The organism is Delftia sp. WY8 (genome assembly GCF_018437695.1).
Lineage (GTDB): Bacteria > Pseudomonadota > Gammaproteobacteria > Burkholderiales > Burkholderiaceae_C > Comamonas > Comamonas tsuruhatensis.
In genome coordinates this window covers 4841109-4854847 of the sequence record NZ_CP049795.1, presented here as the reverse complement: position 1 = coordinate 4854847, position 13739 = coordinate 4841109, and the positions used below count along the sequence as shown (strand labels likewise).

Here is a 13739-nt window from a genome sequence, read left to right as displayed (position 1 = left end):
TAGCTGCATGCATGGGCATGTACAGGCATGCCTCCATGGCTAAACCCTTGTCAGAAAACAAAAAACCCGCATGTTTGAGCATGCGGGTTTATGTTTCTGGTGCCGGTTGTCGGATTCGAACTGACGACCTACCGCTTACAAGGCGGGTGCTCTACCAACTGAGCTAAACCGGCGAAGCACGCATTCTAGCGCAGAAAAATGCTGCCTCAGACTTTCCCGATGGGGCCAAGCACGCTTGCGGGAGCAACGGCATGCGCGCCGATGCGAAAAACCTACTTGACCAGCTTCAGCGAAGGCCGCGTACCCGAAGGCGGCGGCGTGCGCGGTGGCTCTTCGTCATCACCTTCGCTGTGGATGCTCACCAGCTGCACCACGCGCTCGTCGGATGCAGGCTCGGCCGGCACCTCAGCGGCGGCGTCCTGTGGCACAGGCTCATCGGACGCCTGCCCGGGCGAAACATCGTTGTCGGCTTCGGCCTCAGGCTCCGGCGCCGGGAAAGCCATGCCTTGCCCGGTCTCGCGTGCGTAGATGGCCATCACCTGCTCCACGGGCACCATGATTTCGCGGGGCTTGCCGCCAAAGCGGGCCGTGAAGCTGATGAAATCATTGCCCATCTGCAGGCCGCTGGTGGCGTCGTAGCTGACGTTGAGCACGATCTCGCCGTCGCGCACGAACTCGCGCGGCACCTGCACATTGCGGTCCACACGCACGGCGATGTGGGGCGTGAAGCCGTTGTCGGTGCACCACTCGTACAGTGCCCGGATCAGGTAGGGGCGGGTGGAAGTTGCTTCGGGGGCAGTCATGACGATCCCAGGAAATGAGTGGTCTGAGTGGTCGGAACACGAAAACGGGCAGGATGGCGACCGGTTGACCGCCTTCCCTGCCCGCGCAATCAGTCGTCAACCGATGCGAATTACTTGCGCATCACCTTCTCGGAAGGCGTCAGCGCTTCGATGTAGGCAGGGCGCGAGAAGATGCGCTCGGCGTACTTGAGCAGCGGGGCGGCGTTCTTGGACACCTCGATGCCGTAGTAGTCCAGGCGCCACAGCAGCGGGGCGATGGCCACGTCCAGCATGGAGAAGTTCTCGCCCAGCATGTACTTGTTCTTGAGGAACACGGGAGCCAGCTGCGTCAGGCGGTCGCGGATGTGGGCGCGGGCCTTCTCGATGGCCTTTTCGTTGCCCTTGACGTTGCGCTCCTCGAGCGTGCTCACGTGGACGAACAGTTCCTTTTCGAAATTCAGCAGGAACAGGCGCACGCGGGCGCGGTCCACCGGGTCGCCGGGCATCAGCTGGGGGTGCGGGAAGCGCTCGTCGATGTACTCGTTGATGATGTTCGATTCGTACAGGATCAGGTCGCGCTCGACCAGGATGGGCACCTGGCCGTACGGATTCATCACGCTGATGTCTTCAGGCTTGCTGAACAGGTCCACATCGCGGATCTCGAAGTCCATGCCTTTTTCGAACAGGACGAAGCGGCAACGGTGTGAAAAGGGGCAGGTCGTTCCCGAATAAAGCACCATCATGGTGGAGGCTCCTAAAAATCAAAAAGAGTGGGTCGCTCGCGGCGCCCACTCTGCACACAGTTCAGCCGCAGCAATTGCTTGCACGGCCTTCTGCAGTCACGGTTTTATTTGACGTCTTTCCAGAACGCGGCGTTGAGGCGCCATGCGATGAAGATGAAGACCGCCAGGAAAAGCAGCACACCCACGCCAATGCGGGTGCGGCTGTTCTGTGCCGGCTCACCCATCCATTGCAGGTAGTTCACCAGATCGCCAACTGCCTGATCGTACTGCACTGCGCTCATGCTGCCAGGAGAGACCTGCTCCCACCCCTTGAAAACCTGGGTCTTCACACCGTGCTCCTCGGCTTCTTCGAAGATGGCGCGGCGCTCGCCCTGCAGTTGCCACAGCGCATGGGGCATGCCTATGCTGGGGAAGGCCAGATTGTTCCAGCCCGTGGCCTTGGTGTCGTCGCGGTAGAAGGTGCGCAGGAAGGTGTAGAGGTAGTCGGCGCCCGTGCCGTTGTGGCCGGCACGCGAACGTGCGATCACCGTCAGGTCCGGAGGATTGGCGCCGAACCACTCCTTGGCTTCCTTGGGGTTGATGGTCGCCTTCATGGTCTCGCCGACCTTGTCGGTGGTGAAAAGCAGGTTGTCCTTGATTTCCTGCTCGGTCAGCCCGATGTCCTGCAGCCGGTTGAAGCGCATGAATGCGGCCGAGTGGCAGCTCAGGCAGTAGTTGACGAACAGCTTGGCGCCGTTTTGCAGCGATGCCGTGTCATTCGTCTTGCCCGGGGCCTTGTCCCAGGCGATGCCGCCTTCGGCAGCCTGTGCACCGGTCACGATGCCCAGGGCCGCGATCAACGTGAGAATCAGTTTCTTCATTGTTGTTCTCTCCAGCTTCAGTGCGGCTTGAACGTCACACGATCGGGAACGGGTTTGGTCTTGCCCAGACGGCTCCACCAGGGCATCAGCAGGAAGAAGCCGAAGTAGAACAGCGTTCCGACCTGGGACACGCGCTCGCCGATGGGCGAAGGCGGCTGCACGCCGAGATAGGCCAGGATCACGAAGTTGATCACGAAGATGCCGTAGAGATACTTGTGCCAGCTCGGGCGGTAGCGGATGGACTTGACCGGGCTGCAATCGAGCCAGGGCAGCGCGAACAGGATGATCACGGCACCGCCCATCACCACCACACCCCAGAACTTGGCATCGATGGACAGCATCATGGCGATGACGCCCAGGGCCACGATGGCGACCACGCCCTTGACGGCGGCCGGCAGGCGCGACTTGAGCACGCCAAAGCCCGCACCCAGCACCACGCAGGCGATGAGCACGTACATCATCTCGCTGGTGATGGCACGCAGCATCGAGTAGAACGGCGTGAAGTACCAGACCGGCGCAATGTGCGAAGGCGTCTTCAGCGGATCGGCCGGGATGAAGTTGTTGTACTCCAGGAAGTAGCCGCCGAACTCGGGCGCGAAGAACACCACGGCCGAGAACAGGAACAGGAACACCGTCACGCCGAAGATGTCGTGCACCGTGTAGTAGGGATGGAAGGGAATGCCGTCCAGCGGATGGCCCTTGGCGTCCTTGGGCGCGTTGGGGCCCTTGATCTCGATGCCATCCGGGTTGTTGGAGCCCACATCGTGCAGCGCCAGCAAGTGGGCCACGACCAGGCCCAGCAGCACCAGGGGCACGGCGATCACGTGGAAGCTGAAGAAGCGGTTGAGCGTGGCATCGCCCACCACGTAGTCGCCACGGATCAGCAGCGCCAGGTCAGGGCCGATGAAGGGAATCGCCGAGAACAGGTTCACGATCACCTGGGCGCCCCAGTACGACATCTGGCCCCAGGGCAGCAGGTAGCCCATGAAGGCCTCGGCCATCAGCACCAGGAAGATGGCGCAGCCGAAGATCCAGACCAGTTCGCGCGGCTTGCGGTACGAACCGTACAGAAGACCGCGGAACATGTGCAGATAGACGACGACGAAGAAGGCCGACGCACCCGTGGAGTGCATGTAGCGGATCAGCCAGCCCCAGGGCACATCGCGCATGATGTACTCCACCGAGGCGAACGCCTTTTCGGCGTCGGGCTTGTAGTGCATCACCAGGAAGATGCCGGTGACGATCTGGATCACCAGCACCAGCAGCGCCAGCGAGCCGAAGATGTACCAGAAGTTGAAATTCTTCGGAGCGTAGTACTCCGACATGTGCACGCGATAGGCGTCGAAAGCCGTGGGAAAACGGTTCTCGAACCAGTTCGTGAGCTTGGCGCCGGCGGGCGCATTCGGATCGATGTCCTTGAATTCGTGGGCCATTGTTCTTGTCTCCCTCAAGCCTTGTCTTCACCAATGAGGAGCTTGGTCTCCGACAGGTACATGTGCGGCGGCACCTGCAGGTTGTCGGGAGCCGGCTTGTTCTTGAAGACACGGCCAGCCATATCGAAGGTCGAGCCATGGCAGGGGCACAGGAAGCCGCCCTTCCAGTCGCTGGGCAGCGAGGGCTGGGCGCCCGGCTGGAACTTGTCGGAAGGCGAGCAGCCCAGATGCGTGCAGATGCCGACGACGACCAGCACTTCGGGCTTGATCGAGCGGGCCTCGTTCATCGCATAGGGCGGCGTGAACTCTTCAGGATGGCGCTTGGATTGGGGATCGGCCAACTGGCTGTCCAGTTCGGGCAGCTCCTTGATCTGGTCAGGCGTGCGCTTGATGATCCAGACGGGCTTGCCGCGCCACTCGACCGTGAGCTTCTCGCCGTCCTTGAGGGCGGAGATATCGACCTCCACTGCAGCCCCGGCGGCTTTGGCCTTCTCGGATGGCTGGAAGGTGCTCACGAACGGGACGGCTGTCGCCACGCCGCCCACCGCACCAGCGCACGCCGACGTGATGATCCACGTCCGCTTGCTGGAGTCGATTGGAGTGTCACTCATGGGGTTCCTCGAACTACGTCGCTTGAGTTGGGGTCAACAATAAATTGTAGCGGGGCGAGTATGGTTATTCCATGCTGCTTGTGCCGTTGACAGGCTCCAAAGCCGCGCAATACTGCGCTATCTCAAACTCTTTCCAGATGGAGCCAGCCATGGGCATGATGCAGGAATTTCGTGAGTTCGCAGTTAAGGGAAACGTGGTAGATCTCGCCGTGGGCGTCATCATTGGTGGAGCGTTTGGCAAAATCGTTGATTCCGTGGTAAACGACCTGATCATGCCGGTCGTGGGCCTGGTTTTCGGCAAGCTGGACTTCTCCAATCTGTTCGTCGTGCTGGGCAGCGTACCCCCCGGAACGGCGATGACGCTCGATGCGCTCAAGAAGGCCGGCGTCCCCGTATTTGCCTATGGAAACTTCATCACGGTGGCAGTGAACTTCATCATCCTGGCCTTCATCATTTTCATGATGGTCAAGCAGATCAACCGCCTGCGCCGCGAGGCACCGGCAGCCCCCGCTCCCGCGCCCGTCACCCCCGAAGACATCGTGCTGCTGCGCGAGATTCGCGACAGCCTCAAGCGCTGAAATCCGTGTTTTGACGCAAATCAAAACGCCCGTGGCATGGTTGCCACGGGCGTTTTCCATTACTGCGAATTCCCGATGCTTGGGCTAGCCATTCAAGCCGCCAATTTGCGCGCCATTCGCACGGCCTCAATCAGGCTTCCGGCCTCTGCAACACCCTGCCCCGCAATATCGAAAGCCGTGCCGTGGTCCGGACTGGTGCGTACCAGCGGCAGCCCCAATGTGACATTCACGCCTTTTTCCACGCCCAGGTACTTCACGGGAATCAGTCCCTGGTCGTGGTACATGGCCAGCACCGCGTCGAACTCGCCGGGATGGCCGGGAGCATTGCGGGCGCGCATGAACACCGTATCGGGCGCAAAAGGTCCGTGGGCGTCCAGGCCCTCGGCGCGCGCCTGGGCGATGGCCGGGGCAATGATCTCCACCTCCTCGCTGCCAAACAGGCCGCCCTCGCCCGCATGCGGGTTCAGCCCTGCCACACCGATCCGCGGCGGGCGGCCCAGGCTGCGAGACAGGGCCTCATGCGTGATGCGCAAGGTCTGCAGCAGGTTGTCCTTCGTTACCGCATCGATCGCCTTGCGCAGCGAGGTATGGATGCTGACCAGCACCGTGCGCAGCTCATCGTTGGCCAGCATCATGCGCACCGGCATGTGCGACAGCTCCACGCCCGCGTGCCGGGCCGCCTCGAATTGCAGCAATTCCGTGTGGCCGGGGAAGTCCACGCCTGCGGCATGCAGCGCCTCCTTGTGCAGCGGCGCCGTCACCAGAGCCGCGATCTCGCCGCGCAAGGCAGCCCGCGCAGCCCAGACCACGCAGCGCGCGGCCGCGTCACCGGCGCTGGCGCTCACCTGCCCCCAGGGCGCAGGACCGGGCAGCCCGGGCAGCTCCAGCAAAGGGATGCAATGGGGCGGCACCTGCCACAGTTGCCCAGCCGACTCGATGACGGCCACGGGCATGGGAATGGCGTTGTCGCCATCGCGCGCACGCGCCGCCACGGCGGCTGCCCGGCGCAGCGTCTGCAACTCGCCGACGACGAAGCAGCCGCGCATCTGCTCGGGCGCGTCCATGAACGCCTTGGCAATGGTCTCGGGCCCCACCCCGGCAGAGTCGCCCTGGGTTATGGCCATCAAGGCCGTGGACTGTGTGGAATCAGGCATTTTCAGTATCCGGATCAGGCAAGCCGGTCATTCGCGCCGCGCTTGCAGCAAAAGGCCTCGCCCCCTGGGCGGGCCAATAGTGGGCCACTAACAGGCCAGCATCAGGCCGGATTGTCGATCTCGATGAAACGGTGCTCCAGCCCCAGCTCCAATGCCACCTGCCCCGCCAGGGCCGGCGCACCATAGCGCTCCGTGGCATGGTGGCCTGCCGCCAGAAAGGCCACGCCCGTTTCCCGGGCCAGGTGCGCCTGCGGCTCGGAAATCTCGCCCGTGATGAAGGCATCCGCCCCAGCGGCAATCGCGGCCTCGAAGAAACCTTGCGCGCCGCCCGTGCACCATGCAATGCGGCGAATGGGGTGAATGGGGCGCTCTCCCCCCACGCAGACAGGCGTGCGCCCCAGCGCCTGCTCCACATGCCTGCCCAGCGCCGCCGCGTCGGCAAACTCCGCCGCAGCCATCCAGCCCAGGTTCTGCTCGCCAAACGTTGCCTGGCCCTCAAGCCCCAGCTGCACGCCCAACTGCGCGTTGTTGCCCCATTGCGGATGGGCATCCAGCGGCAGATGGTAGGCAAAGAGATTGATGTCGTGGGCCAGCAGCAGGCGGATGCGCTCCTTGAGCCAGCCCGTGATGCGGCCATCCATGCCGCGCCAGAACAGGCCGTGGTGCACGAAGATGGCATCGGCCTGCGCCTCGATGGCCGCCTCGATCAGCGCGCGGCTGGCCGTCACCCCGCTGACGATGCGGCGGATCTCGCCGCGCCCCTCCACCTGCAGGCCGTTGGGACCATAGTCCTTGAAGCGCTCGGGCTGCAGCAAACCGTCGAAGTGGGCCAGGAGTTCTTGTCGCGTGGTGCTCATGAAAGGATTGTCAGCGATCCATGCGGCGCCCAGGAAAAAGGGCAGCCATGCTGCCCTTCATTCCACTGCCAAGCTCAGCCGCGCCTGGGTTGCCAACCACGGCAGGCAAGGGGCCAGAAGCCGATGGCCGCGCCCAGGATGCCCATGGCCGCCACATAGTGCGCAGGCGCCATCACATCCACCTGCTGCCACACGGACACCAGCATGGGCGTCATGCCGCCGAACACCGCATAGGCCATGTTGTAGGCAAAGGACAGGCCCGTGAAACGCACCTCGGCCGGGAAGGCGCGCACGCCCACCACCGGCAGCAGCGCAATGCTGCCCACGAAAAAGCCCACCAGCGCGTAGCTCCACACCAGCGAGGACGCCGTGCCCGGCAGGTTCAGATAGAACGCATAGGCCGTCACCGTCATGCCCAGCCAGCCCGTGACCATGGCCACACGCGTGCCCATCCGGTCGGACAGCCAGCCCCAGAACACACAGCCCAGCGTCAGCGTCACCGTGGCCACGGCATTGGCCTTCATGGCCAGGGCCGCGTCGATGTGGAAGACCTTCTGCAGATAGGCCGGCGTGAACAGCACCACCACCACGATGGCCGTGGACAGCACCCAGGTCATCAGCGCCACCAGCACGCAGGCCTGGCGGTGGTCGCGCACGATGGTCTTGAGCGGCAGCTCGCGGTCGGCCTGCTTGCGCGCCATCAGCTCCTGGAAGATGGGTGTCTCATGCAGGAACTTGCGCAGGTAGACCGACACCAGGCCGAACACGCCGCCCAGGATGAAGGGCATGCGCCAGGCCCAGTCGTGGATCTCCTCGGCGCTGTAGGTGCTGTTGAGCCAGACACCGATGATGGAGCCCAGGAAAATGCCGCCCGTGATGCCCGAAGTCAGCGAGCCGATGGCAAAGCCGTAGTGGCGCGCAGGCGCATGCTCGGCCACGAAGACCCAGGCGCCCGGCATCTCGCCACCAATGGCCGCGCCCTGCAGCACGCGCATGGCCAGCAGCAAAATCGGCGCGGCAATGCCGATGGAGGCATAGGTGGGCAGCAGGCCGATCACCAGCGTGGGCACGGCCATCAGGAAGATGGACAGCGTGAACATCTTCTTGCGGCCCAGGATGTCGCCAAAGTGCGCAATCACAATGCCGCCGATGGGCCGGGCCAGGTAGCCCGCCGCAAAAATGCCCAGCGTCTGCAGCTGGCGCAGCCAGTCCGGCATCTCGGCCGGGAAGAACAGCTTGCCGATGACATTGGCGAAGAAAACGAAAACGACGAAGTCGTAGAACTCCAGGGTGCCCCCCAGGGCCGACAGGCCAAGGGTCTTGTAGTCCTGTCGGTTGAGAGGGCGTGCGGTCGCAACAGCAGGGGCCATGCCCGGCTGCGCTTGGTCAAGCGTAGTCATGGTTTTTTTCCAGGGATCGAACAGCAGGACGGCGCGGTGGATGCCACGGCAACGGATGAGCGTGCGGCGGCAGATCGTTCTGCAAGACTTCGGGATCGGAGGACTTGGCTCTCTCTTGGGGCCGGCTTGTGGGCCGGCGCAACAGCGAACGCGGCGTGGCGCAGTCGTCGGGGGATTCTAGGGTTTGTACTGTAGCTGTGTGGGGAGCGCGGCTTTGGTGCTCGCCCGCCGGCCCACCGCCCCGCTCACGACATGCCTCACAATGGGGCCTTGTACTCCCGCACAGAACACCACACTTCATGAAACGCACCTGGCTGCTGTTTTCGCAGGCGGTCACCATCCTGGTGGCTGCCTACTTCGTCGTTGCCACCCTGCAGCCGGACTGGCTGCGCCGCGGCGCCGTGCGCAGCAACGCGGGCATTGCGTTGCTGGAGGCGCCGGCAACGCCCGTCGGAGAAGTCAGCCCGGGCAGCTTTGCACCTGCGGCCAAGAAGGCAGCGCCGGCCGTGGTGAGCATCAACACCAGCAAGGCGGTACGGCATCCGCGCAGCAACGATCCGTGGTTCCAGTTCTTCTTCGGCGACCAGGGCACGCAGGAGCAGGCAGGCCTGGGCAGCGGCGTGATCATCAGCACCGACGGCTACATCCTGACCAACAACCACGTGGTCGAGGGCGCCGATGACATCGAGGTCACGCTGACCGACAGCCGCCAGGCCAAGGCCCAGGTGATCGGTACCGATCCCGAGACCGACCTGGCCGTGCTCAAGATCGCCCTGGACAAGCTGCCCGTCATCGTTCTGGGCAATTCCGACCAGATCGACGTGGGCGACCGCGTGCTGGCCATCGGCAACCCCTTCGGCGTGGGCCAGACGGTGACCAGCGGCATCGTCAGCGCCCTGGGCCGCAGCCAGCTGGGCATCAATACCTTCGAGAACTTCATCCAGACCGATGCCGCCATCAACCCCGGCAATTCGGGCGGCGCGCTGGTGGATGTCAGCGGCAATCTGCTGGGCATCAATACCGCCATCTATTCGCGCTCGGGCGGCAGCATGGGCATCGGCTTTGCGATTCCCGTGTCCACGGCCAAGCTGGTGCTGGACGGCATCGTCAAGGACGGCCGCGTGGTGCGCGGCTGGATCGGCGTGGAGCCCAATGAGCTGTCGCCGGAGCTGGCAGAGACCTTTGGCGTGAAGGCCGACTCCGGCGTGATCATCACCGGCGTGCTGCAGGCAGGCCCCGCTGCCCAGGCCGGCATGCGCCCGGGCGATGTGATCGTGCAGGTGGGCGACAAGCCCATCCGCAATGTGTCCGAGCTGCTGACCGCCGTGGCCGCGCTCAAGCCCGGCGAGGCCGCGAAATTCGATGTGCGCCGTGGCGAAGGCCCCGTGGAGCTGCAGATCACCCCGGGCCTGCGCCCTGCGCAGTCGGCACAGCGCATGCAGCGCCGCTGACCCGGCCCCCCCGCCCCAACGAAAAAAGCGCCTGTTCACAGGCGCTTTTTCCATTGCAGGGCCGGTGCTGAGCTACAGCTTGTGCAGGCGCTGGGCCGCGCGCCATTGCGCGCCGGGCGCCACATGCACGGGCGCATCGATGGCGGCGGCCTCCACGCACAGCATCTGCCGCCACCCCTGCGGCGGCATGTCGGGCAGACGTTCACACAGCGCGGGGCCGGGGTTCCAGACCACGGTCTCGGTCCAGGCGGCATCCTGCGAGATCCGCAAGCCGCCGCCAGGTGCGGCCAGCTCCATGGCGTTCCCGGGCCGGGGGTAGACGCGATCGAGCTCTTCGCCAAAGCGCACGTCACCGTGCTGCGTGGGATGGGTGTCGGCCACGGCATCCCAGTAAGGCAGGCCGTCAAGGCCTTGCAGCCGGCATTGCTCCACGTCCGCCACGCGCAGGTAGCTGTGCAAGGCGGCAGTGAAAGCCAAAGGCGTGTCGCCCCGGTTGTGCACTACCAGCTCCACGTCAAGCCGGCCGGGCAACAGCGTGACCTCCAGCCAGGTCTCGAAGGAATGCGGCCAGACGGCGCGCGTCTGCGGCGTGTCGGCGAGCCTGAGCCGCAGGAACAAGCCATCGCCGGCAAGAATCTCGGCCTGTGCTGCATCAGCCTGCCACGGCAGGGTGCGCGCAAAGCCGTGCTTGACCAGCGGGCCGCGTTGGTTGAATTGGGGAAAGCAGACCGGAATACCGCCGCGTATGGGTGTGTGGCCGTCATGGGCCGCCAGGGGACTCAGGAACAGTTGCTCCTCGCCATCTGCCTGCCAGGAGAGCAGTTGTGCCCCTTGCAAGGCCACCAGGGCGGCATCGCCGCAGGCCAGGCGCAGGCGGATGGCGGGCAGGCCCTGCCATGCATCAGCGCAGGCGCCGGGAGCTTGCGCGGCCGCAGGTAAAGCTGTTACTGCGGGAAAGGAAGATGTAACTTTCATGCTTGAATATAGCCTTTCCCCCGCCCAGCCTTCCTCTGTCATGCAACGCTCCCACGCTCCCTCTCCTCTTGTCCTGCGACTCGGCATGCTCGCCCTGGCCGCCTCCTTGGCTTCCTGCGGCGGAGGCGGTGGTGGTGACAGCAGCGCTGGCGGCGGCACCGGGGGCGATGGCGGCGGCACCGGCCAGCCCGGAGTGACCTCGGTCACCGTGCAATGGACGGCCCCGGCCGCCAGGGATGTGGTGACTGCAGGCTCGGCACTGACCCTGCGCGCAGGTGTTCTCGCAGATGGCGTGAATGCCGCCGATGGAACCGTGGTGAGCTTCAGCGCAGCCACAGGCGTCAGCACCTCGGCGCTGACCAGCTCCGGCGTGGCAACTGCCTCCCTGACCGGCGCCACGCCGGGCCGCCAGCAGGTGCAGGCCAGCGCCACCGTGGGAAGCCGCACGGGCAGCGCTTCGCAGACCTTCTATCTGCGCCCGGCTCCTGCGCCGCTGCGGGTGCTGGTGCCTGCGTATTTCTATCCCACGGGCGCGGGGGCCGCGGCCTGGAATGCGCTGGCAGCCAGCGCCCAGGCAAATCCGAACGTGCAGATGACGGCCATCCTGAACCCGGCCAACGGCATTTTCAGTGGCCCGGATGCGAACATCACGCGCGCCGCAACCGCTTTTGCCAACGCGGGCGGGCAGTTGGTAGGCTATGTGAGCTCCAGCTATGGCACGGGCACGCGATCGCTGGCCAGCATCCAGGCCAATATCGACAACTATTTCACGCACTACGGCGCAGGCCTGGTCAAGGGCTTCTTCATTGACGAGATGGCGGCCACCGCCAACCGGCTGGACTTCTACCGCAGCATCTACCAGTACATCAAGGCCAAGAATCCCGACCTGATCGTGATCGGCAACCCAGGCCTCGTGCCCGTGGCCGGTTATGCCGATGTGGCCGATGTGCTGACCACGTTCGAGGGCAAGGGCTCCACGTACGCCACCTACGATCCGCGCACGACCAGTTTCGATTGGCTGTACGGGCTGGCCAATAGCCACCAGGCCTCGCTGGTGCACAACGTGTCGGGCTGCGCGGCCATGCAGACGGCCGTGCAGTCGGCCGCCTCGGCACGCTACCAGGCGGGATGGATCTATGTGACCCAGCTGGAGTTCGAGCCCAGCACCGGCGTGGGCAACCCCTGGGCCGGGCTGCCGAATTACTGGGATGCCTTTGTGCAGACCGTGCGCGCCACCAATGCCGGGCAAGCCCTTCCCGCCTGCTCGTAGAGGCCGCTTGAAACCCCGGCGCTGAATGCAGCGCGGGCGCCTGTCAGGGACAGGCGCCCGCGAATATCGAGAAGGCGCAGGCCGCTCAGGCCGTGAGTTCGTCGGCGCGAGCCTGCGCTGCGGCGAAGTCGAGATCGCCCGAGTAGATGGCGCGACCGCAGATCACGCCCTCGATGCCTTCGTCCTCGACCTTGCACAGCGCCTCGATGTCGGCCATGCCCGCCAGGCCACCCGAGGCGATGACGGGGATCTTCAGCGATTGGGCAAGATTGACGGTGGCATCGATGTTGATGCCCGTGAGCATGCCGTCGCGGCCGATGTCGGTGTAGATGATGGACTCCACGCCCCAGTCCTCGAAGCGCTTGGCCACCGAATGCACGTCCTGGCCCGTGAGCTTGCTCCAGCCGTCGATGGCGACCTTGCCGTCCTTGGCGTCGAGCCCGACGATCACATGGCCGCCGAAGGCGCTGCAGGCATCCTGCAGAAAGCCGGGGTTCTTCACGGCAGCGGTGCCGATGATCACGTAGCTGATGCCGGCATCTATGTATTTCTCGATGGTGTCCAGGTCACGGATGCCTCCGCCGAGCTGCACCGGAATCCGGCCGTCCACCTCTTTGAGGATGGCCTTGATGGCCGCAAGGTTCTTGGGCTGGCCCGCAAACGCGCCATTGAGGTCCACCAGATGCAGGCGGCGCGCGCCGGCGTCGAGCCAGCGGCGGGCGATGATGGCCGGGTCTTCGCCGAACGTGGTCGACTGGTCCATATCACCCTGGATGAGGCGTACGCAGTGGCCGTCCTTGAGGTCGATGGCAGGAATGAGCAGCATGATGGTTTGCGAGCAATGAAGGCCTGGGATTCAGCGGCCGGTGCGGGGAAGAAAAGGGGATTCAGGGCTTCCAGCCCAGAAAGTTGCGGAACAGGGCCAGGCCCTGGTCAGCGCTTTTTTCGGGGTGAAACTGCGTGGCGAAAATATTATCGCGCGCGATGGCGCAGGCAAAGCGCCCGCCGTAGTCGGCCTGCGCAGCGCAATGCTGCGGCTGCTGCACCACGGCATAGAAACTGTGCACGAAGTAGTAGAAGCTGTCTTCGGGAATTCCACGCCACAGCGGGTGGGCATGGCCGGCGTTGTGCGTCTGGTGCACGCGGTTCCAGCCCATCTGCGGAACCTTGAAGCGGCTGCCATCGGCCTGGGTGCGGCCCGCCAGATCGAACTTGCGCACGTTGCCGGGGATGAGGCCCAGGCCGGGCACGTCACCTTCGTCGCTGTGGTCCAGCAGCATCTGCATGCCCACGCAGACGCCGAACAGGGGCTTGTTGGCAGCGGCATGCAGCACGGCTTCCTGCAGGCCGGATTCGCGCAGCTCGCGCATGCAGTCGGGCATGGCGCCCTGGCCCGGCAGCACGACGCGGTCGGCGGCCAGGACCACCTCGGGATCGGAGGTCACAACGACCTGCCAGCCGGAATCGGCGGCGGCCGTGCGCACGGCCTGTGAAACCGAGCGCAGATTGCCCATGCCGTAATCGACGACGGCGACGGTGTTGTCAGTCAAACTCATAGCGTGTGGCGCGTGTTCTGTCGGATTTTCGGCGGGATTGCCCGGTCAGATCAAGTTCTGGCCGATGCC

At 64.6% G+C, this 13739-nt stretch carries 14 protein-coding genes and 1 tRNA gene; 3 read left to right on the top strand and 12 right to left on the bottom strand.

Annotated elements, in window-relative coordinates:
• Positions 1–97: 97 nt before the first annotated feature.
• The 6 genes from G4D77_RS22310 to petA form a co-directional block, all read right to left on the bottom strand.
• Positions 98–173: transfer RNA gene (locus tag G4D77_RS22310), tRNA-Thr, on the bottom strand.
• 99 nt (positions 174–272) lie between these two features.
• On the bottom strand, positions 273–803 hold the full coding sequence (locus G4D77_RS22305) for a ClpXP protease specificity-enhancing factor (RefSeq protein WP_017405520.1): 531 nt from the start codon (positions 801–803) through the stop codon (positions 273–275).
• A gap of 110 nt (positions 804–913) precedes the next feature.
• Positions 914–1525 carry a glutathione S-transferase N-terminal domain-containing protein gene (locus G4D77_RS22300; RefSeq protein WP_012207298.1) on the bottom strand — a complete coding sequence of 204 codons (612 nt, stop codon included), beginning with the start codon at positions 1523–1525 and terminating at the stop codon, positions 914–916.
• 104 nt (positions 1526–1629) lie between these two features.
• Entirely contained in the window at positions 1630–2385 is a 756-nt protein-coding gene (locus G4D77_RS22295) for a cytochrome c1 (protein ID WP_154833609.1), read from the bottom strand.
• A gap of 17 nt (positions 2386–2402) precedes the next feature.
• Entirely contained in the window at positions 2403–3818 is a 1416-nt protein-coding gene (locus tag G4D77_RS22290) for a cytochrome b (protein ID WP_016451018.1), read from the bottom strand.
• A gap of 14 nt (positions 3819–3832) precedes the next feature.
• Positions 3833–4429, bottom strand: coding sequence for a ubiquinol-cytochrome c reductase iron-sulfur subunit (petA, locus tag G4D77_RS22285; protein WP_016445597.1), 597 nt, complete (start codon positions 4427–4429; stop codon positions 3833–3835).
• A 149-nt stretch (positions 4430–4578) separates the two neighbouring features.
• On the opposite strand from petA, the gene mscL reads away from it, so the two are divergent.
• The gene (gene mscL, locus G4D77_RS22280) at positions 4579–5007 is read left to right on the top strand and encodes a large conductance mechanosensitive channel protein MscL (protein ID WP_012207302.1); all 429 of its coding nucleotides are present in this window, start codon (positions 4579–4581) and stop codon (positions 5005–5007) included.
• 92 nt (positions 5008–5099) lie between these two features.
• Here mscL and pdxA read toward each other — a convergent pair whose 3' ends face one another.
• The 3 genes from pdxA to G4D77_RS22265 all read right to left on the bottom strand — a co-directional run bounded on the left by pdxA (position 5100) and on the right by G4D77_RS22265 (position 8418).
• Positions 5100–6161 (bottom strand): 4-hydroxythreonine-4-phosphate dehydrogenase PdxA, encoded by a 1062-nt coding sequence (gene pdxA, locus G4D77_RS22275; RefSeq protein WP_154833608.1) that lies wholly within the window; start codon positions 6159–6161, stop codon positions 5100–5102.
• A 101-nt stretch (positions 6162–6262) separates the two neighbouring features.
• The gene (locus tag G4D77_RS22270) at positions 6263–7018 is read right to left on the bottom strand and encodes a Nif3-like dinuclear metal center hexameric protein (protein ID WP_065345736.1); all 756 of its coding nucleotides are present in this window, start codon (positions 7016–7018) and stop codon (positions 6263–6265) included.
• 74 nt (positions 7019–7092) lie between these two features.
• Complete coding sequence (locus G4D77_RS22265) at positions 7093–8418, bottom strand: MFS transporter (RefSeq protein WP_154833607.1); 1326 nt, start codon at positions 8416–8418, stop codon at positions 7093–7095.
• A gap of 299 nt (positions 8419–8717) precedes the next feature.
• Between G4D77_RS22265 and G4D77_RS22260 the strand changes: the two genes are divergently transcribed.
• On the top strand, positions 8718–9869 hold the full coding sequence (locus tag G4D77_RS22260) for a S1C family serine protease (protein ID WP_154833606.1): 1152 nt from the start codon (positions 8718–8720) through the stop codon (positions 9867–9869).
• A gap of 72 nt (positions 9870–9941) precedes the next feature.
• Here the strand turns inward: G4D77_RS22260 and G4D77_RS22255 are convergent, their stop codons facing one another.
• Positions 9942–10844, bottom strand: a complete 903-nt coding sequence (locus G4D77_RS22255) for a D-hexose-6-phosphate mutarotase (RefSeq protein ID WP_227740907.1) — start codon at positions 10842–10844, stop codon at positions 9942–9944.
• Positions 10845–10929: 85 nt separating this feature from the next.
• Here G4D77_RS22255 and G4D77_RS22250 point away from each other — a divergent pair, with 85 nt between their 5' ends.
• Complete coding sequence (locus G4D77_RS22250; protein WP_154833604.1) at positions 10930–12114, top strand: spherulation-specific family 4 protein; 1185 nt, start codon at positions 10930–10932, stop codon at positions 12112–12114.
• 85 nt (positions 12115–12199) lie between these two features.
• On the opposite strand, the gene hisA is transcribed toward G4D77_RS22250, so the two are convergent.
• Both hisA and hisH read right to left on the bottom strand, forming a co-directional pair.
• On the bottom strand, positions 12200–12940 hold the full coding sequence (gene hisA / locus G4D77_RS22245; RefSeq protein ID WP_016445590.1) for a 1-(5-phosphoribosyl)-5-[(5-phosphoribosylamino)methylideneamino]imidazole-4-carboxamide isomerase: 741 nt from the start codon (positions 12938–12940) through the stop codon (positions 12200–12202).
• Positions 12941–13001: 61 nt separating this feature from the next.
• The gene (gene hisH, locus G4D77_RS22240) at positions 13002–13670 is read right to left on the bottom strand and encodes an imidazole glycerol phosphate synthase subunit HisH (RefSeq protein WP_017405475.1); all 669 of its coding nucleotides are present in this window, start codon (positions 13668–13670) and stop codon (positions 13002–13004) included.
• Positions 13671–13739: the final 69 nt, after the last annotated feature.